This window comes from Orrella dioscoreae, from assembly GCF_900089455.2.
GTDB classification, from domain to species: domain Bacteria; phylum Pseudomonadota; class Gammaproteobacteria; order Burkholderiales; family Burkholderiaceae_B; genus Orrella; species Orrella dioscoreae.
In genome coordinates this window covers 691,989-709,022 of sequence record NZ_LT907988.1, presented here as the reverse complement: position 1 = coordinate 709,022, position 17,034 = coordinate 691,989, and the positions used below count along the sequence as shown (strand labels likewise).

Here is a 17,034-nt window from a genome sequence, read left to right as displayed (position 1 = left end):
GGCGCCCGAGGAAAATTCCCGGGCACCCGCCCTCGCCTCGTAAAATGGCGCGCGTGCAAGCCCACTCCGTCGCCCCCTCTTCGCTGAACCGTCTGCTGCGCTGGCTGGCCTCGCCCCGCCGGCAGCGGCTGCGTTTCGGCATCGTGGTCTCGCTGGCCGTGCACGCCGGCGTGCTGAGCCTGGGCGCGGCCCTGCCCGATCCGGCCCGCCCGCCCGCCCGCGGCCTGGAGGTGGTGCTGGTCAATCGCGAAAGCGCCGAGGCGCCCGCGCAGGCCAGGCTGCTGGCCCAGATGCAGCTCGATGGCGGCGGCGCCGATGCCGAAGGCCACGCGCAAAGCCCGCTGCCCTATACGGGCGAGGCGGCGCAGGCCGTGGTGCTGGAAGCCTTGCGCCAACGCCAGCGCGAACTGGAAGACGAGCAGCGCCGGCTGCTGACGCAGCTGGAAAGCCGCCGGGCCGCCCCCGCCGACAAGCCGCGCGCCAGCGCCTGGGAAGACACCCGTGAGGCGGGCGCCGACAACGAAGACCAGCCCGCCGTCCTGCAGAACGCACAGGCCGCCGCGCTGAGCGAGCAGGTGAAGCAGTACAACGCCCGCCCCCGCAAGCATTTCTTCGCGCCGTCCACGTCGGCCTCGCCGTATGCGCAATACGTGGACGGCTGGCGGGCCCGCATCGAGCAGACCGGCACCCGCCACTATCCCGCCGAGGCACGGGGCCGCCTCTATGGCTCGCTGCGCATGACCGTCACGCTGCGCGCCGATGGCAGCGTCGCCCAGATAGACATCGACCGGCCCGCGCCGCACGCGATACTGAACCAGGCGGCGCGCCGCATCGTCCAACTGGCTGCGCCCTTCCCGCCGTTCCCGCCAGACATCGCCCGCGAGACCGATCTGCTGTCGATCACCCGCACCTGGCATTTCACCCACGACAGGCTGGAGGCCGGCGCGCCCTGAGCGCCCGCCTCCGCCACCCTGGAAGCCCCATGACCCTTGCCGCTCCCGCCCGCTACGCCGTCGTCGGCAATCCCGTTGCCCACAGCCGCTCGCCGCGCATCCACACGCTGTTTGCCGCCCAGACCGGCAAGACGCTCGTGTACGAGAAGCTGGCAGCGCCGCTGGACGGTTTCACGGCGACGGTGGCGGACTTCTTCGCCGCTGGCGGCCTGGGCCTGAACGTGACCGTGCCGTTCAAGCTGGAAGCCCATGCGCTGGCGGCGCGGCACCTGAGTCCGCGCGCGCGCGCCGCGGGCGCCGTCAACACCCTGTGGCGCCAGGACGGCGCGCTGCACGGCTGCAATACCGACGGCGTGGGCCTGGTGGCCGACCTGAAGCGGCTGGACGCGCCGCTGGACGGCGCCCGGGTGCTGCTGGTGGGCGCCGGTGGCGCGTCGCGCGGCGCGCTGGGACCGCTGCTCGATGCCGGCTGCGCCCGCCTGCGCATCGCCAACCGGACCGAGGCGCGCGCCTTGCAACTGCTGGCGGACTGGCAGGCCCAGGGGGGCTCGGATACGCGCCTGGATGCCACGGGCCTGGCAGGCGCGGGCATCGCGCAGGGCTGGGACCTGGTCATCAACGCCACGGCCAGCAGCCTGGCCGATGCCGCTCCCGACCTGCCCGCCGCGCTGTATGCGGCGGGCGCGCACGCCTACGACATGATGTACGGCGCCGCCCCGACCCCGTTCATGCGCCAGGCGCGTGCCGACGGCGCCGCGCAGGCGCACGACGGCCTGGGCATGCTGGTCGGCCAGGCTGCGGAAAGCTTCCATATCTGGCACGGCTTGCGGCCCGACCCCTTGCCCGTCCTGGCCGCCCTGCGCGAAGACCTGGCCCGCCCCGCGGAGGTGCCGGCATGAGCACCTCGCCGCGGCGTGGCGCGCCCCCTCGGCGCGTGTCCTGGTTTCGCATCATCACCGGCGCGCTCATGGCGCTGGTGTCGCTGGCCATCCTGTACCAGCTGTGGTTCCTCTTCATGGTGTTCTGGTACGCGCACCAGAACCCGGGCGGCAGCGCCATGATGCGCGCGGAGCTCACGCGCCTGCAGGCCGAGGACCCGGATGCCAGGCTGCGCTATGAGTGGGCCGATTACGACAAGATCAGCCGCAACCTCAAGCGCGCCGTGATCGCCTCCGAGGACGCCAACTTCACCGAGCACGAAGGCGTGGAGTGGGACGCCATCCGCAAGGCCTGGGAGTACAACCAGCGCCAGGCCGCCCGCGAAAGCAGCAAGCGGCGCGGCGGCTCCACCATCACCCAGCAGGTGGCGAAGAACCTGTTCCTGTCTGGCGACCGCAGCTATCTGCGCAAGGGCCAGGAACTGGTGCTGGCCTACACGATCGAGCACGTCATGACCAAGGAACGGATCCTGGAGCTCTATCTGAACGTGGCCGAATGGGGCGTGGGCGTGTTCGGTGCCGAAGCCGCCGCCCAGCATTACTACGGCGTGGGCGCCGCGCAGCTGTCGGCCAGCCAGGCGGCCCGGCTGGCGGCCATGCTGCCCAACCCGCGCTACTACGACAAGCACCGCAACACGTCCTATCTGAACGCCCGCACCGGCACGCTGCTGCGCCGCATGAACATGGTGCAGATCCCCTGACCCGCGGGAGATCCGCGCCAGCCGGCGCGGGTCACGCGCCGGCGGACTTTTCGTACGCCAGGTAATCCAGGTGGATGCCGATGTGATCGGCGATGTACTTGGCATCGTGCCAGATCCCCCAGATGAAAGACGAGGAACGATTCGTCTGGTTCGGCAGGCCCACGAAGTAGATGCCCTTCTCGGGGGTGATGCCGCGCTTGTGCACGGGATAGCCCTTGTCGTCGAAGATGTCGAGGCCCACCCAGCTGTAGTCCACCTTGAAGCCCGTGGCCCAGACGATGCTGCGGATGCCGGCCTGCGCCAGGTCCAGGCTCAGGATCGGCTGCGTCAGGCATGCCGGATCGTCCAGCAGCTGCCACGCCTCGGGCTCGGGCGGCAGGTCCAGGCCATTCTGCTCGATGTACGCATCCGCCTCGCGCAGGACTTCGAAGTAATCCTGGTCGCCCTGCGCCACGTTGCGGGCCAGGCCTTCCTCGAAGTTCATCACGCCGTTCGCATAGTCCTTGGCGATGCCCACCAGTTCGATGCCCGAGTGCGCCAGGCGGCGGAAATCGATCGTCCTGCCGTTGTCATAGCCGCTCACCGCGAACGCGACGTGCTCGCGCTTGGGCTTTTTCTTGACCTCGTCCCACATGCCCAGGGCGCCCAGCCACCAGCAGTAGTCGCGCCCGCGATAGGCGCGCGGCGGGCGGTAATGCTCGCCCACCGACAGATAGACCTTGCGGCCGGCCTGGCGCAGTTCCTCGGCGATCTGCGAGCCCGATGCGCCCGCGCCGACGACCAGCACCGCGCCATCGGCCAGTTGCGCGGGGTTCTTGTAGGCCGATGAATGAACCTGCTGGATGCCGGCTTCGGCCGGGACGATCCGTGGATAGCTCGGGATCTGGAAGGCGCCGGTGGCCACCACGACATGCTGCGCGTCGATCACGCCTGCCGAGGTCGTCACGGTGAAGCCAGGGCGCTTGTCGTTGCGCGTGACGCCCAGCACTTCCACGCCCGTGCGCACAGGCGCCTTGATCATGGCCGCATAGTCCTCGAAATACTTGGCCATGCGCTCCTTGGGCGGGAAGACATCCGGTCCGACGTCATCGAACTTCAGGCCCGGGAAGCGGTCGTGCCAGGCGGGGCCGTTGGCCACCAGCGAGTCCCAGCGCTCGGAGCGCCAGCGCTCGGCGATGCGCTTGCGCTCCAGGACGATGTGCGCGATGCCCATTGCACCGAGGTGTTCGCTCATCGCAACGCCGGCCTGTCCGGCGCCGATCACCAGCGTATTGGTTTTTTCAACTGACATGTTCTTTCCTAGGAAGTATCGAGACCAGGTCCGGCACGGGAACCGCGCACCCGACGATGCGACGCAGTGTGAGCCAGATGGCCAGGCGAGAGAACTTCGTTTTTTGGACGCTGGGCTTAGGAAAAAGCAAATCACTGCCGGCTTTCGCTTTTTCCGATGCCGGGCCTCAGCATCGACAAAGCGTCGTGGCCCGACCCTTGCCGTATTCTGCAAATCATGAAGAACAGCCCCCTGCCTCCCGACTCCTCCTGCGCGGTCAGCCTCGAAGGCGTCGTCAAGAAATACCGCCAGCAGACCGTGCTGCAGTCGCTTACGCTGAAGATCCAGCGCGGCGAATTCCTGACCCTCCTGGGCCCTTCCGGCTGCGGCAAGACCACGCTGCTCAACCTCATCGCCGGCTTCGCGGAAGCGGACAACGGCGAGATCTTCATCGAGAACCAGCTGGTGACCGACCTGCCCCCGTATCAACGGGAGATCGGCATCGTGTTCCAGAACTACGCCCTCTTTCCCCACATGACGGTGGCGCGCAACATCGGCTATGGACTGCGCATGCGCGGGACGCCGCCCGATGAGATCGCGCGGCGCGTGAAGGAGGCGATGGCGCTGGTGAAACTGACCGACCTGGCCGAGCGCAAGCCGCGCGAACTCTCCGGCGGCCAGCAGCAGCGGGTCGCGCTGGCGCGGGCGCTGGTCATCCGCCCCAAGGTGTTGCTGCTGGACGAGCCGTTCTCGGCGCTGGACAAGGGCCTGCGCGGGGCCATGCAGATCGAGATCCGCGAGATCCAGCGCAAGCTGGGGGTGACCACGGTGTTCGTCACCCACGACCAGAGCGAGGCGCTCAGCATGTCGGACCGGATCGCGGTGATGTCCGGCGGCGTCATCCGCCAGATCGCCACGCCTGACGAGCTGTACCGCAACCCGCAGGATCCTTTCGTGGCCGCGTTCCTGGGCGACGTGAACATCCTGCCGGCGCACTACCACGGCGCCGATCCGGGCGGCATCCTGCTGCGCCTGGGCGCCGGCCTGATCCGCGTCGACCGCGACCGCCTGGTCGGAGGCTCGCACGAAGGCCGGCGCCTGGATATCTACGTGCGGCCCGAGCAGATCCGCCTGGAGGCCCTGCACGGGGATTCCGTGCTGAGCGGCACGGTGGTGAACCATGTCTTCCAGGGCGACCACATCGATTCCTATATCGACGTCGACATTCCGGTGGCGGGCAACCAGCGCGTCATGGTGCGCACGGCGGGACTGAGCGCGCCGCGGCAATGGCCGGTCGGCACGGTCACCGGCCTTGCGCTGCCCGGCGAGGGCATCAGCGTCTTCAATGCCGCCTGAGACGCGCATGGCACCGATGACGATCCCCTCGGCCATGCAGGCCATCATCGCCACCACGCCCGGCGACGCGAGCGTCCTGGCGCTGGCTGAACGTCCCGTCCCGCAACCCGGCCACGGCGAGGTGCTGCTGCGCGTGCTGGCAGCCGGCGTCAACCGGCCCGACATCATGCAGCGTGAAGGGCTGGCCAAGCCCGCGCCCGGCGTGACCGACGTGCTGGGCCTGGAAGCCTGCGGCGAGGTGGCGGCCTGCGGTCCTGGCGTGCCCGGCCACCTGCTCGGACAACGCGTGATGAGCCTGCTGCCCGGCGGCGGCTATGCGCCCTGGTGCGTGGCGCGCCTGGACCATTCGCTGGCCGTCCCGGCCACGCTCGACGATGCGGCGGCAGGCGCGCTTCCCGAAGGCCTGTTCACGGTCTGGCACAACCTGTTCGAACTGGGCGGCCTGCGCCTGGGCGAAACCGTGCTGGTCCACGGCGCGGCGGGAGGCATCGGCACCCTGGCGGTCCGCCTGGCCCATGCGGCGGGCGCCCGGGTCATCGCCACCGCCGGCAGGGCGGATCGCCTGCCCGCATTGCGGGACATGGGCGCAAGCACGGCCCTCTGCTACCGCGATGCCGATTTCGTGCAGGCCTGCCTGGATCACACCGACGGCAGGGGCGTGGACGTCGTCCTGGACATGGTGGGCGGCGACTACGTGCGCCGCAACCTGCAGGCGCTGGCCTTTGGCGGCCGGCACGTCAGCCTCTCCTTCCTGCAAGGTGCGACGGTCGAACTGGACCTGCTGGTCCTGATGCAGAAGCAGCTCAGCCTGCACTCCTCGACGATGCGCCCGCAAAGCCCCGCCGAGAAGGCGCGCATGGCCCAGGCCATTGCGCGGCACGTGCTGCCGCTGGTCGCGGACGGCCGCGTCCTGCCTCGCGTCTGCGACAGCCTGCCGCTGGCACAGGCGGGCGAGGCACACCGGATGCTGGAGCGCGGAGACGTGTTCGGCAAGGTCGTGCTGCATCCCTGACCCCTTCCCGCCGCCCCCATCAGGACGCCCCATGCTCCAGTTGCTCTACGCCCCGACATCGCCCTATGTCCGCAAGGTCGTGGCCTGCGCGCACCTCTGCGGCCTGGCCGACCGGATCGAATGGCTGGACAGCGCGGCGAACCCGATCCGGCGCGACGCCAGGATCGCCGTCCACAACCCGCTGGCCAAGGTGCCGACCCTGATCCTGCCCGATGGACAGCCGCTGTACGACAGCCGCGTGATCTGCGAGTACCTGGCCGACCTGGGCGGGAACCCCGACCTGTTTCCCGCCGCGGGGCCGCAACGCTGGCAGGCGCTGACGCGGCAGGCACTGGGCGATGGCCTGCTCGACGCAGCCCTGCTGGCGCGCTACGAGTCCACGGCCCGGCCGCCCGAGTGGCAATGGCCCGCCTGGCGCGAGGCGCAACTGACCAAGGTCGCCGCCTGCCTGGACACGATCGAGACCCTGGCGCCGAACCTGGCCCTGGACACGCCCTCCATCGGCGAACTCACGCTGGGTTGCGCGCTGGGTTACCTGGACTTCCGCTTTCCCGAACTCGACTGGCGCGCCCGCCATCCCGCCGCCGCGGGCTGGGAAGCCAGCTTCCGCGCCCTGCCCGCCCTGCAGGCGACCCTTCCCCATGAGCCCGAGACGACACGACCATGACCTTGCCCTCCGCGCCCGCCGATGCCGGCCGCCCCACGATCTGGTTCCTGAACGGCCCCAATGCCAACCTGTATGGCCTCGACGCCAACAAGACCTATGGCACGGAGAGCTTCCCGGCGCTGCGCGAACGCTGCGAAGCGAAGGCAGCCAGCCTGGGCCTGGCCCTGCGCTTCGTGCAGTCCAACCATGAAGGCCAGTTGGTCGACTGGATCCAGGAAGCGCGCGGCGAGGCCCCGGGCCTGATCATCAACGCCGCCGGCCTGACCTATTCTTCCGTGCCCATCCTGGATGCCCTGCTGGCGTTCCCGGGCCGGATCATCGAAGTGCACATGAGCAACATCTGGCGGCGGGAGCCCTTCCGCCATCACTCCTATATCTCGAAGGCCGCCGACGGCGTCATCGCGGGACTGGGCGGGGAAGGCTACGAACTCGCCATCGACGCCATGTCCCGCCTGGTCAGGACGCCCCGATGAGCGGCGGGACCCAGGCCATGACCGGACACCCCAGCGGCGCCCTGGTGTTCTACAGCGCCTTCGACGATTTCGATACCTGGAAGAACGCCCTCCATGCCTGCCTGCCCTCGCTGCGCATCCTGCATGCCAGCGAGGTCACCGACCCGGCCGGGATCCACTATGCCCTGGCCTGGAAACCCCCAGCGGGTTTCTTCGACAGCATGCGCAACCTGCGCCTCATCATCAACCTGGGCGCGGGCGTCGATGCGCTGGTCGGCCGCAAGGACCTGCCGGCCAACGTGCCGATCACCCGCATCACCGACCCCGACATGGCGCGCATGATGGCGGGCTACGTGCTCTTCGCCACGCTGCGCCACGCGCGCGAGATTCCCTGGTTCGAGCAGGCCCAGCGCCGTGGCGAATGGGCCTATCGCCACCCCCGCTCGCCACGGGACATCCGTGTCGGCGTGCTCGGACTGGGCGAACTCGGCGCACACGCCGCCCACGAGCTGCAGCGCCAGGGCCTGACCGTGCTGGGCTGGTCGCGCAGCCCGCGCGAGATCCCCGGCGTGCGCTGCCACGCGGGCATGGATGCCCTGGACACCGTGATCGCCCAATCGGACATCCTGGTGATCATGCTGCCGCTCACGCCCCAGACGCACGGGCTGCTCGGCCGCGAGCGGCTTGAACGCCTGCCGCGCGGCGCCTCGCTCATCAACGTGGCCCGCGGCGCGCTGGTCGACCAGGCCGCCATGACGGCCCTGCTGCGGGACGGCCATATCGGCGCGGCCACGCTCGACGTCTTCACGCACGAACCGCTGCCGGCGGACGATCCGCTCTGGCGCATGGAGAACGTGCTGATCACGCCCCACCTGGCTTCCGTTGCCATTCCGGCATCGGCGGCCACGCAGATCGCCGGGAACATCCTGCGCGTCGCACGAGGCGAGGCACCGCTGCACGAGATCGATCCGTCGCGCGGCTACTGACCGCCTGGCCCCTGAACAAAGAAAAACGGCGCCGGATTCGCATCCGGCGCCGTTTTTCTTGGCCCTGCCGGGCTCAGTGCCCGTCCTCGATATTGAGCACCTTGCCCAGCCCGAGGAAGTAGTTGGCGAACGCGAGCAGCGTGGCGGTGACGGCGATGTAGACGACGGACAGCGCCGCCAGCGTCGGGTCCGCGAACTCGCGCACGTAGTTGTACATGGAGACCGGCAGCGTCTGCGTCATCTGCGTCGTCACGAACAGCGACGCCGTGAACTCGCTGAAGGACATGATCGCCGCGAACAGCCATCCGCCGAAGAGGCCGGGCCCCAGCAGGGGAAGGGTGATCGTGAACATCACGCGCAGGGGCGATGCGCCCAGGCTGGCCGCGGCCTGCTCCAGCCTTTCGTCGAGGTTCTCCATCGACACGTAGACGCTGCGCATGACGAAGGGCAGCACCAGCATCACGTGGCAGAGGATCACCAGCCCATAACCCCGGTCCAGGTCGAACTGGGCGACCAGGATCAGCAGCCCCAGGCCCAGCGTGAAATGCGGGATCACCAGGGGCGACAGGAGGATGCCCTGCAGCAGGTCCTTGCCCGGGAAGGCCATGCGCTTCACGGCGATGGCCAGCGCCGTCCCGATGCCCAGGGCGATGAATGACGACCAGAGCATCACGATCAGGCTGGCCCGGAAGCCCTGCTGGAAGTCCGGATAGGTGAAGGCGCGGATGAACCAGCGCCAGGACCAGGTCTCGGGGGGAAAGGTCAGCAGCGCCTTGTCGTTGAAGGACGCCAGGGTCACGACGAAGACGGGCAGCAGCACGAAGGCCAGGATGAGGACGATGAGCAGGGGCGCGCCGATGCGCAAGAGCAGCATCGTCATGTCCCGGCGGCGCGGCGCCGGGGTGGCGCGGGAAAGGGAAGAGGCAGTCGTCATGCTAGTGGGCTCCCATTGCCTTGAGGCGGCGGGTCGCGCGGCCGAGCAACAGCAGCGCCGCGAAGGTCAGGGCCAGTCCGGCGACGCTCAGGCTGGCGGCCAGCGGGAAGTTCATCGACGAGAACCCCAGTTGATACACCAGGGTGGACACCGTGGGCACGCGCCCGCCCCCGATCATCTGCGGCGTGGCGAAGGCGCTGAACGTCCAGGCGAAGGCCGTGGTGATGCTGGCGATGATGCCGGGCATGGACAGCGGCAGCGTCACCGTCAGGAACGTGCGCACCGGCCCGGCACCCAGGCTTTGCGCCGCCTTCTCGTAGTCGCGGTCGATGTGCGAGATGGCGGTGGCCAGCATCAGGACCACCACGGGAATCGTCACGTGCACCAGCGCGATGAGTACGCCCAGATGCGTGAACATCAGGTTCAGCGGCAGGTCGATCAGCCCCAGCTTGCGCAGCGTGGTGTTGATGAAACCGTTGCTGCCCAGCACGATGATCCACGAGTACGTGCGCACGATCTCGCCCAGGAACAGCGGCGTGATCGACACGATGAGGATGAAGGGCTTCAACACGCGGTTGCGCACGCGCACCAGTGCGTAGGCCAGCGGATAGGCGATCAGCAGCGAGAAGATCGTGGTCTCGATGCTGAGCAGCAGGGTGTTGGTGAAGGCCGTCAGATAGATGGACTTGCCCAGGCCGGTGAAATTCTCCAGCGTCAGCCCGCCCACCTCCATCGAGCCGGGAATGAATGCACGCACGCTGAACTGGAGCACCGACGCCATCGCCACGCAGATGCACAGCGCGACGAGCCCTGCGGGGGAAATCAGCCATCCCCTCAGACTGGAACGCGTGTTCATGGATCTTCCGTCTTCCGTAAGCGTTGAAATCTCGAATTGCTTGCGTCCCGGCGCGCGCGCTCGGCGGCCGGGACGCGAACGCGGCAGGGCGCGATCAGTTCATGATGTTTTCGGTGAACCACTTGCGCCACTCGGCGGTCTTCTCCGCGCGCAGCTTGTGATCGATGATGATGGCCTGCTTTTCCCACTGTTCCTTGGTGGTGAACACGCCGGGCAGGGCCGCGTCCTCGGCCGAGACCTTGGCGTTGGTCACGACCGGGCTGGCCTTCTTGTAGGCCACGATCTTCGACTGGACCTCGGGCGACAGCGCGATGTCCATGAACTTGTAGGCCAGGTCGGTCTTGGTCGTGCCTTTCATGATGCCCATGGTGTCCACGCCCAGGACCGCGCCTTCCTTGGGCATCGTGACCTTGATGGGCACGCCCTGGCCGATCATGTAATAGGCGTTCATCGACAACAGCACCTGCACGGGCGTCTCGCCGGTGGCGATCAGCTGCTGGCTGTTGGCGTCGTTGGTGTAGAAGGCCTTGAAGTTGGGCTTGAGCGCGCGGAGCTTGTCCGTGCCCTTTTCCCAGGTGCTGGCATCGCCGCCCGAGAGCAGCGCGGCCACGTTGATGATGTGGCTGGGGTCGAAGTCCGGCGCCGACAGCTTGGCCTTGAGCGCGGGGTTCCACAGGTCGTTCCAGCTCTCGAAGGTGATGTCTTTGGGCACCAGGTCGGGGCGATAGCCGATGGTATAGACATAGGCCCAGCTGCCGACGTGGAAGGGACTGATCCTGGCCTGCTCCACCAGGTTGGCGTAGTTGGGCAGCTTCGCCGTGTCGAGCTTCTCGAACAGGTTGCCGTCCGCGTACAGCCAGCCGATGTGCGAGGTCGTGAAGGTGATGTCGCTTTCCGGCGTCTTGCTCAGCTTGGCCTTGTTCAGGCGGTCGATCGTGCCGCCGGTGATGTACTTCACCGGCACGCCCGTCTGGCGGGTGAACTCCTTGCCGATGTTCTCGTCGATCAGGTCGCGGAAGCTGCCGCCCCAGGTGCTGATGACGAGGGCTTCCTCGGCCGAGGCCACGCTGGTCAGCAGCGCGCAGGAAAGCAGACTGGCGACCGTAAATTTTCGAATCATTGCAAACCCCTTGTGATGTTGTCGTCCGACGAGCGCTGCCGACCGGAGTCCAGATGATGGGAGAGGCGGCCTGCCGCACCAAGTCACCTTTTCCTTAGGGCCGGTTCGCATTTCCCGAACCGCCATGCCGCCCAGGCCGGGTCGGAATTTCCGAGAGCGCCCACCGGAAAAAACAAATAGGCGCGACGGCGCCGGGGATCGACGATGGAAGCCTCGCTTTTTCCCGCAGGTCTGCGCCCGCGCCCAGCCCGTGCCAACCCTTTCCAGGCAACCATGAAACACACGCGCATCCGCCCCTTCAACACCAAGGCCACCTATCCCGAGCAAAGCCTGGACAACGACCTGTGCCAGGCCGTCGTCGCGCGCGGCAGCACCGTGTTCCTGCGCGGACAGATCGGCCAGAACCTGGACACCTCCGAAAGCGTCTGCATCGGCGACGCGGCGGGCCAGGCGGAACAGGCCATGGCCAACATCGCCATGCTGCTGAAGGAGGCCGGCGGCGAGCTCAAGGACATCTGCAAGATCACCATCTACCTGATCGATCCGCGTTACCGCGAAGCGGTGTATCGCGTGGTGGGCCGCTGGCTGCAGGGCGTGCACCCGGTTTCCACGGGCCTGGTGGTGTCCGCGCTGGCCCGCCCGGAGTGGCTGGTCGAGATCGACGCCACCGCGGTCATTCCGGACTGAACGCCATGACGTTCTCGATCCTCGCGCGCTGCCCGGACTCGGGGCAGTTCGGCGCGGCAGTCTCGTCCTCGTCGCCCGCCGTGGCGGCGCGCTGCATCCGCGTGCGCGCCGGGGTGGGCGCGGCGGTCAGCCAGAACATCACCGACCCCGCGCTGGGACCGTTGGCACTGGACCTGATGGCACAGGGACGCACGCCCGAGCAGGCGCTGGCGCAACTGCAGACGCGCCCCTTCATCGACTACCGCCAGCTGATGGCCATCGACGCCGCGCATCCGCCCGCCGTCTTCACCGGTCCGAGCGCGCTGGGCACGCTGGCCAGCGCGACGGGCACGCACGCCGCCTGCGCGGGCAACATGCTGGCGTCGCGGGACGTTCCCGGCGCGATGCTGGCTGCCTTCGAGCATGCCAGCGGCCCGCTGGCGGAGCGGCTGATGCGGGCGTTGCTTGCCGGCCAGGCCGCCGGCGGCGAAGAGGGGCCTGTCCACTCGGCGGGCCTGCTGGTCTGCCACGAACTGGACTGGCCGCTGGTCGACCTGCGCCTGGACTGGGTCGAACACGCCCCCGTCGAAGCGCTCTATGAGACGTGGAAGGTCTACGAACCGCAAGTCGAGGCCTACGTCACCCGCGCCCGCGATCCGCGCGCGGCACCCAGCTTCGGCGTGCCTGGCGACCTCTGACGCGGGCGTCGCGGGGGCCGCGCCAGGCGCCTCCCCCCTCGCCCTGGAGAGTGTGGATACACTGAAGCCCGCCTCTTGCTTCCCTGAATCGGACAATGCTCAATCGCATCTCGCTGCGCCAGATGGAGTATTTCGTGGCCACTGCCAGGCACGGCAGCATCGCCTCGGCCTCCTCGCAGATCCATATCTCCCCGCCCTCCATCTCGGCCGCCATCGCCCATATCGAGACGGAGCTCGGCGTGCAGCTGTTCGTGCGCCACCCGTCGAAAGGCCTGGCGCTGACACCGCTGGGCATGCACGTGATGCAGGAGTGCGAAGGGCTGCTGGAGCGCGCCTCGCGGCTGTACGACATCGCATCGGACTCCAACGACAGCATCCAGGGCGTGCTGCGCGTGGGCTGCTTCCAGCCCCTGGCCGCCATGATCGCCCCGGAAGTCATCTTCGGCTTTGCCCGCGCCTTCGAGAAAGTCGAGCTGCACATGGTGGAAGGCGACCAGCAGGAGCTCATCAACAAGCTGCACACCCTCGACATCGACGTCGCGCTGACCTACGACCTGCAGCTGGGCGAGGAAATCGGCTTCGAGAGCCTGGCGCAAATGCCGCCGCACGTGCTCGTGAGCGAACTGCACCCGTTGGCACAGCAGATCGCCGTCACCCTCGAGGAACTGGCCCAGCAGCCCATGGTGCTGCTGGATCTGCCCATGAGCCGGGAGTATTTCCTGTCGCTGTTCTCCAAGGCGGGGCTGGAACCCAATATCGTCGCCCGCTCGCGTTCCGAGGATGTCGTGCGGTCGATGGTGGCCAACGGTTTCGGCTATGCGCTCTTCAACGTCCGGCCCAAATCGACCCAGTCGCTGGACGGCAAGCGCCTGGTGCGCCTGCGCCTGGCCGGGGAACAGCGGCCGATGCTGCTGGGCATGGCCACCTACAAGCCGATGAAGCTCTCGCGGCTGGCGCAGGCCTTCATGCAGCGCTGCCGCGCCTACATCTCGAACCAGTACATCCCTGGCATGAGCGCGGCCAGCTTCTTCGACCCCCACATTTCGAACCCTGCCGGGCCGCCGCCCCGCTGAGCGCGGCGCAGCGGCCCGGCGCCCCTCTTCCCAGCGCAAGCCATGACGTCTCCCCTCCCTTCCGACAGCCTCGCGCTGCTGCGCGAACTGATCGCCTTCCCTTCGGTCACCCTCACGCCCAACGCCGCACTGATGGACCGTGTCCAGGCGATCCTGGACACGGCCGGCATCCCCTCGACACGGGTCCCCGACCCGCAGGATCCCTCGCGCTGCAACCTGTACGCCAGCGTCGGCCCCCAGGGCCTGCCGGGCATCCTGCTGTCGGGACATACCGACGTGGTGCCGGTCGAGGGCCAGCCCTGGACCGTGGCGCCCTTCGCGGCGACCGAGCGCGAGGGGCGTGTCTATGGCCGGGGCGCCGCGGACATGAAAGGCTTCGTGGCCTGCGCCGTCATGGCCATGGTCCTTGCGGCGCGGCAGCCGCTCAAGCGCCCCTTGCAACTCGCGCTGTCCTTCGACGAGGAAATCGGCTGCGTGGGCGTCCGGCACCTGCTGCATGCGCTGAAGGACCTGCAACCCCAGCCCTCCCTCTGCGTGGTCGGCGAGCCCACCCTCATGAAAATCGGGACGGGCCACAAGGGCAAGGCTGCCTATCGGGCCCGCTGCCGCGGCCAGGCCGGCCACTCGGGCCTGGCGCCCCACTACGTCAACGCCATCCACACGGCGGCCGATCTCGTGGCCGCGCTGCGGGAGGTGCAACAGGACCTGGCGGCCCACGGGCCGCGCGAGGCAGGCTACGCCGTCCCCTACTCGACCGTGCACGCCGGGACGATCCGGGGCGGCACCGCCCTGAACATCGTGCCGGCCGACTGCGACGTGGATTTCGAAATTCGTAACATCGCTCTGGACGAACCCGCCGAGATCCTTGCCCGGATCGTGGCGCGCACCCAGGCGCGGATGCGCGACGCCCAGGCGCTGCCCGCGGCACAGGCACCCGATATCCAGCTCGTCAACGCCTATCCCGGCCTGTCCGTCCCCGACGACGCGCCGAGCGTGCGGCTGCTGGCCTCCTTCCTGCCGCCGGACACGCCCCGCACCAAGGTGGCATTCGGAACGGAAGGCGGCCTCTTCGGCCGGCAATGGCGGCAGACCGCCGTGCTGGTCTGCGGCCCGGGCAGCATCGAAGTGGCCCACAAAGCCGACGAATATGTGGAGATATCGCAGATCGAGGCCTGCGACCGGATGCTCGCCAACTTGGCAAAACACCTATGCGCCTAGGGAAAGCACAGGAAAAACCACAGCCCGGGCGCTGCGCGTCGGCAAAGAATCCGAAAACGTCGCAAAATACCGGGTTTACACCTTCGGTCCAGAACCCGACCCCTATGCGTACAGCCCGTCGCTACCTGGCACGCGAAATCTATCGTTCCTGCACGGTCGTGCTGCTGGCCCTGCTCGGCCTCTTCACGTTCTTCGCGCTGGTCGATGAGCTGGACGGCCTGGGCGGCAACTTCACGTTGCTCTCGCTGCTTTACCTGCAGGCGCTGGCCCTGCCGACGCGCCTCTACGACCTGCTGCCCATCGGCCTGCTGATCGGCGCCATCCTGGCCCTGGCAGGCCTGGCACAACGCAACGAGCTGGTGATCCTGCGCGTGTCCGGCGTCAGCGGCCTGCGTCTCATGGGCATGCTGTGGCTCGTGACCCTGCCCGTGATGGTCCTGGCGCTGCTGCTCTCCGAGGTCGCCACGCCCGCGGCGGAACTGCGCTCGGGCGAAGCCAACCTGCTGCTGCGCGGCAAAGCCGGCGGCGGCCGCATGGCCAGCGGCTACTGGTTCAAGGAGCCGGTGGCCGGTGGCGGCTCGCGCATCCTGAACGTGAAGAACCTGCTGGCCAACGGCGGCGTGGGCGACGTCACGCTCTACGAATTCGAGAATGCCCAGACCTTGCGCGCGTTCTCGACCGCCAAGACGGGCCGCTTCGAGGACGGCAAGCTGATCCTGGAAGACATCGGCGAGAACACCATTGCCAGCGATGCGACGGACCGTTTCAAGGATGCCGCCGCGCCCCAGAAACCGCTGCTGGCCAGCCGTCGCCTGGAAAGCCGCACCCTCGACACCACCCTGACACCCGAACGCCTGCTGGCCCGCGTGCTGACGCCCGAGCGCATGTCGCTCTTCAGCCTGTGGGACTACATCGACTATCTCCACGCCAACAACCTCCAGACGGACCGCCAGGTCGTGGCGGTCTGGCGCAAGCTCGTCTACCCCTTCACGCTGCTGGTCATGATGACCATCGCCGCCCCGATCAGCTTCATGCAGACGCGGCGCGGGGGCGTCGGGGCCAAGGTTTTCATCGGCATCCTGCTGGGGGTCGGTTTCTTCATGCTCAACCAACTGGCGCTGAACGTCGGCATGCTGGGGCGCTGGCCGCCCTGGGTGACCGCGCTCGTGCCCAACGCCGCCGCGCTGACGCTGGCGCTGGGGTCGCTGTGGGTCATGGAAAGCCGGCATACCCTGGCGAACCTGTCCCAGCACCGATGGCCCTGGAGAAAATCTAGCGTATGAGCAGTCCCGACATCTGGATGATCGGCGATGTGCAAGGGTGTTGCGGTCCGCTGGACGCCCTGCTTGAGCAACCTGAACTCACGGCCGACCCGGCTGCCCGCTACTGGTTCGCGGGCGACCTGATCAACCGGGGCCCCCAATCGCTCGCCACCCTGCGCCGCATCCGCGACATGGAGGAACGCTCCGTCTCCATCCTGGGCAACCACGACCTGCACCTGCTGGCCGCCGCCGCCGGCGTGCGCCGGCCCGGCAAGAACGACACGATCGACGAGATCCTGGACGCGCCCGACGCCGATGAACTGATCGACTGGCTGCGTTACCGGCCCCTGGCGCATTACCAGCATGACCATCTGATGGTCCATGCGGGCGTGCTGGCCAAATGGGATGTCGCCAAGACGCTGTCGCTGGCGGGCGAAGTGCAGGACGCCCTGCGCTCGGCCAACTGGAAGAAACGCCTGCAGAAGATGTACGGCAACGAACCCGTGCACTGGAAGGACGGCTTCGAGGGCGCCAAGCGCCTGCGCGTCATCATCAACGCGCTCACCCGCATGCGGCTGTGCACGGCCAAGGGACTGATGGACTTCACCGCCAAGGCCCTGCCGGGCGATCCGCCGCCCGGCCTCATGCCGTGGTTCGACGTGCCCAAGCGCGCCACCCGCGACGTAACCGTGGTGTTCGGCCACTGGTCGACGCTGGGCCTGCTGCTGCGCGACGATGTGATCTGCCTGGACTCAGGCTGCGTCTGGGGCGGCCAGCTGACCGCCGTGCGCCTGCAGGACCGCCGCGTCGTGCAGGTGAAGTGCTCGCAATTCCAGGATCCGGGCAAGGACTGAGCGTCCCTGCCCGCGCGG

18 protein-coding genes are annotated in these 17,034 nt (G+C 68.2%); 14 read left to right on the top strand and 4 right to left on the bottom strand.

The window, feature by feature from the left end; genetic code table 11:
- Positions 1 to 53: 53 nt before the first annotated feature.
- Genes ODI_RS03375 through mtgA form a run of 3 tightly spaced genes read left to right on the top strand, consistent with a single transcriptional unit; the run spans position 54 to position 2,592 of the window.
- A complete protein-coding gene (locus tag ODI_RS03375) occupies positions 54 to 953 on the top strand; it encodes a TonB family protein (protein ID WP_231968185.1) in 900 nt (299 codons plus the stop codon).
- Positions 954 to 982: 29 nt separating this feature from the next.
- Positions 983 to 1,852 carry a shikimate dehydrogenase gene (gene aroE / locus ODI_RS03370; RefSeq protein WP_067756664.1) on the top strand — a complete coding sequence of 290 codons (870 nt, stop codon included), beginning with the start codon at positions 983 to 985 and terminating at the stop codon, positions 1,850 to 1,852.
- Positions 1,849 to 2,592: a monofunctional biosynthetic peptidoglycan transglycosylase gene (gene mtgA / locus ODI_RS03365; protein ID WP_067756668.1), complete on the top strand. Its 744-nt coding sequence runs from the start codon at positions 1,849 to 1,851 to the stop codon at positions 2,590 to 2,592. The genes aroE and mtgA overlap by 4 nt, the downstream gene beginning before the upstream one ends.
- Before the next feature lie 31 nt (positions 2,593 to 2,623).
- On the opposite strand, the gene ODI_RS03360 is transcribed toward mtgA, so the two are convergent.
- On the bottom strand, positions 2,624 to 3,883 hold the full coding sequence (locus ODI_RS03360) for a flavin-containing monooxygenase (protein WP_067756671.1): 1,260 nt from the start codon (positions 3,881 to 3,883) through the stop codon (positions 2,624 to 2,626).
- Between the two features lie 216 nt (positions 3,884 to 4,099).
- Here ODI_RS03360 and ODI_RS03355 point away from each other — a divergent pair, with 216 nt between their 5' ends.
- The 5 genes from ODI_RS03355 to ODI_RS03335 are packed head-to-tail and all read left to right on the top strand — an operon-like array spanning position 4,100 to position 8,335.
- A complete protein-coding gene (locus tag ODI_RS03355) occupies positions 4,100 to 5,218 on the top strand; it encodes an ABC transporter ATP-binding protein (RefSeq protein ID WP_067756720.1) in 1,119 nt (372 codons plus the stop codon).
- Between the two features lie 7 nt (positions 5,219 to 5,225).
- Positions 5,226 to 6,230, top strand: a complete 1,005-nt coding sequence (locus tag ODI_RS03350) for an NAD(P)H-quinone oxidoreductase (protein ID WP_231968184.1) — start codon at positions 5,226 to 5,228, stop codon at positions 6,228 to 6,230.
- A 31-nt stretch (positions 6,231 to 6,261) separates the two neighbouring features.
- Positions 6,262 to 6,897, top strand: a complete 636-nt coding sequence (locus ODI_RS03345) for a glutathione S-transferase family protein (protein WP_067756674.1) — start codon at positions 6,262 to 6,264, stop codon at positions 6,895 to 6,897.
- The gene (locus ODI_RS03340) at positions 6,894 to 7,370 is read left to right on the top strand and encodes a type II 3-dehydroquinate dehydratase (RefSeq protein WP_067756677.1); all 477 of its coding nucleotides are present in this window, start codon (positions 6,894 to 6,896) and stop codon (positions 7,368 to 7,370) included. The genes ODI_RS03345 and ODI_RS03340 overlap by 4 nt, the downstream gene beginning before the upstream one ends.
- Positions 7,367 to 8,335, top strand: a complete 969-nt coding sequence (locus ODI_RS03335) for a 2-hydroxyacid dehydrogenase (protein ID WP_231968183.1) — start codon at positions 7,367 to 7,369, stop codon at positions 8,333 to 8,335. The genes ODI_RS03340 and ODI_RS03335 overlap by 4 nt, the downstream gene beginning before the upstream one ends.
- Before the next feature lie 73 nt (positions 8,336 to 8,408).
- On the opposite strand, the gene ODI_RS03330 is transcribed toward ODI_RS03335, so the two are convergent.
- The 3 genes from ODI_RS03330 to ODI_RS03320 form a co-directional block, all read right to left on the bottom strand.
- The gene (locus ODI_RS03330) at positions 8,409 to 9,215 is read right to left on the bottom strand and encodes an ABC transporter permease (protein WP_067756729.1); all 807 of its coding nucleotides are present in this window, start codon (positions 9,213 to 9,215) and stop codon (positions 8,409 to 8,411) included.
- 55 nt (positions 9,216 to 9,270) lie between these two features.
- Entirely contained in the window at positions 9,271 to 10,125 is an 855-nt protein-coding gene (locus tag ODI_RS03325; RefSeq protein WP_067756680.1) for an ABC transporter permease, read from the bottom strand.
- A gap of 94 nt (positions 10,126 to 10,219) precedes the next feature.
- Positions 10,220 to 11,245: an ABC transporter substrate-binding protein gene (locus tag ODI_RS03320; RefSeq protein ID WP_067756683.1), complete on the bottom strand. Its 1,026-nt coding sequence runs from the start codon at positions 11,243 to 11,245 to the stop codon at positions 10,220 to 10,222.
- Positions 11,246 to 11,518: 273 nt separating this feature from the next.
- Between ODI_RS03320 and ODI_RS03315 the strand changes: the two genes are divergently transcribed.
- The 6 genes from ODI_RS03315 (at position 11,519) to ODI_RS03290 (ending at position 17,016) form a co-directional block, all read left to right on the top strand.
- Complete coding sequence (locus ODI_RS03315) at positions 11,519 to 11,932, top strand: RidA family protein (RefSeq protein ID WP_067756685.1); 414 nt, start codon at positions 11,519 to 11,521, stop codon at positions 11,930 to 11,932.
- 5 nt (positions 11,933 to 11,937) lie between these two features.
- A complete protein-coding gene (locus ODI_RS03310) occupies positions 11,938 to 12,609 on the top strand; it encodes a DUF1028 domain-containing protein (RefSeq protein WP_067756688.1) in 672 nt (223 codons plus the stop codon).
- Positions 12,610 to 12,704: 95 nt separating this feature from the next.
- Positions 12,705 to 13,682, top strand: coding sequence for a LysR substrate-binding domain-containing protein (locus ODI_RS03305; RefSeq protein WP_067756691.1), 978 nt, complete (start codon positions 12,705 to 12,707; stop codon positions 13,680 to 13,682).
- A 42-nt stretch (positions 13,683 to 13,724) separates the two neighbouring features.
- Entirely contained in the window at positions 13,725 to 14,900 is a 1,176-nt protein-coding gene (gene argE / locus ODI_RS03300; protein WP_067756694.1) for an acetylornithine deacetylase, read from the top strand.
- A 104-nt stretch (positions 14,901 to 15,004) separates the two neighbouring features.
- A complete protein-coding gene (gene lptG / locus ODI_RS03295; RefSeq protein WP_067756696.1) occupies positions 15,005 to 16,183 on the top strand; it encodes an LPS export ABC transporter permease LptG in 1,179 nt (392 codons plus the stop codon).
- A complete protein-coding gene (locus ODI_RS03290; RefSeq protein WP_067756699.1) occupies positions 16,180 to 17,016 on the top strand; it encodes a symmetrical bis(5'-nucleosyl)-tetraphosphatase in 837 nt (278 codons plus the stop codon). The genes lptG and ODI_RS03290 overlap by 4 nt, the downstream gene beginning before the upstream one ends.
- Positions 17,017 to 17,034: the final 18 nt, after the last annotated feature.

What these genes read in the sequence shown, in the direction of transcription:
- aroE (WP_067756664.1), top strand. Translation starts at nt 983, where the DNA reads ATGACCCTTGCCGCTCCCGCCCGCTACGCCGTCGTCGGCAATCCCGTT.
- mtgA (WP_067756668.1), top strand. Translation starts at nt 1,849, where the DNA reads ATGAGCACCTCGCCGCGGCGTGGCGCGCCCCCTCGGCGCGTGTCCTGG.
- ODI_RS03360 (WP_067756671.1), bottom strand. Translation starts at nt 3,883, where the DNA reads ATGTCAGTTGAAAAAACCAATACGCTGGTGATCGGCGCCGGACAGGCC.
- ODI_RS03355 (WP_067756720.1), top strand. Translation starts at nt 4,100, where the DNA reads ATGAAGAACAGCCCCCTGCCTCCCGACTCCTCCTGCGCGGTCAGCCTC.
- ODI_RS03350 (WP_231968184.1), top strand. Translation starts at nt 5,226, where the DNA reads ATGGCACCGATGACGATCCCCTCGGCCATGCAGGCCATCATCGCCACC.
- ODI_RS03345 (WP_067756674.1), top strand. Translation starts at nt 6,262, where the DNA reads ATGCTCCAGTTGCTCTACGCCCCGACATCGCCCTATGTCCGCAAGGTC.
- ODI_RS03340 (WP_067756677.1), top strand. Translation starts at nt 6,894, where the DNA reads ATGACCTTGCCCTCCGCGCCCGCCGATGCCGGCCGCCCCACGATCTGG.
- ODI_RS03335 (WP_231968183.1), top strand. Translation starts at nt 7,367, where the DNA reads ATGAGCGGCGGGACCCAGGCCATGACCGGACACCCCAGCGGCGCCCTG.
- ODI_RS03330 (WP_067756729.1), bottom strand. Translation starts at nt 9,215, where the DNA reads ATGACGATGCTGCTCTTGCGCATCGGCGCGCCCCTGCTCATCGTCCTC.
- ODI_RS03325 (WP_067756680.1), bottom strand. Translation starts at nt 10,125, where the DNA reads ATGAACACGCGTTCCAGTCTGAGGGGATGGCTGATTTCCCCCGCAGGG.
- ODI_RS03320 (WP_067756683.1), bottom strand. Translation starts at nt 11,245, where the DNA reads ATGATTCGAAAATTTACGGTCGCCAGTCTGCTTTCCTGCGCGCTGCTG.
- ODI_RS03315 (WP_067756685.1), top strand. Translation starts at nt 11,519, where the DNA reads ATGAAACACACGCGCATCCGCCCCTTCAACACCAAGGCCACCTATCCC.
- ODI_RS03310 (WP_067756688.1), top strand. Translation starts at nt 11,938, where the DNA reads ATGACGTTCTCGATCCTCGCGCGCTGCCCGGACTCGGGGCAGTTCGGC.
- ODI_RS03305 (WP_067756691.1), top strand. Translation starts at nt 12,705, where the DNA reads ATGCTCAATCGCATCTCGCTGCGCCAGATGGAGTATTTCGTGGCCACT.
- argE (WP_067756694.1), top strand. Translation starts at nt 13,725, where the DNA reads ATGACGTCTCCCCTCCCTTCCGACAGCCTCGCGCTGCTGCGCGAACTG.
- lptG (WP_067756696.1), top strand. Translation starts at nt 15,005, where the DNA reads ATGCGTACAGCCCGTCGCTACCTGGCACGCGAAATCTATCGTTCCTGC.
- ODI_RS03290 (WP_067756699.1), top strand. Translation starts at nt 16,180, where the DNA reads ATGAGCAGTCCCGACATCTGGATGATCGGCGATGTGCAAGGGTGTTGC.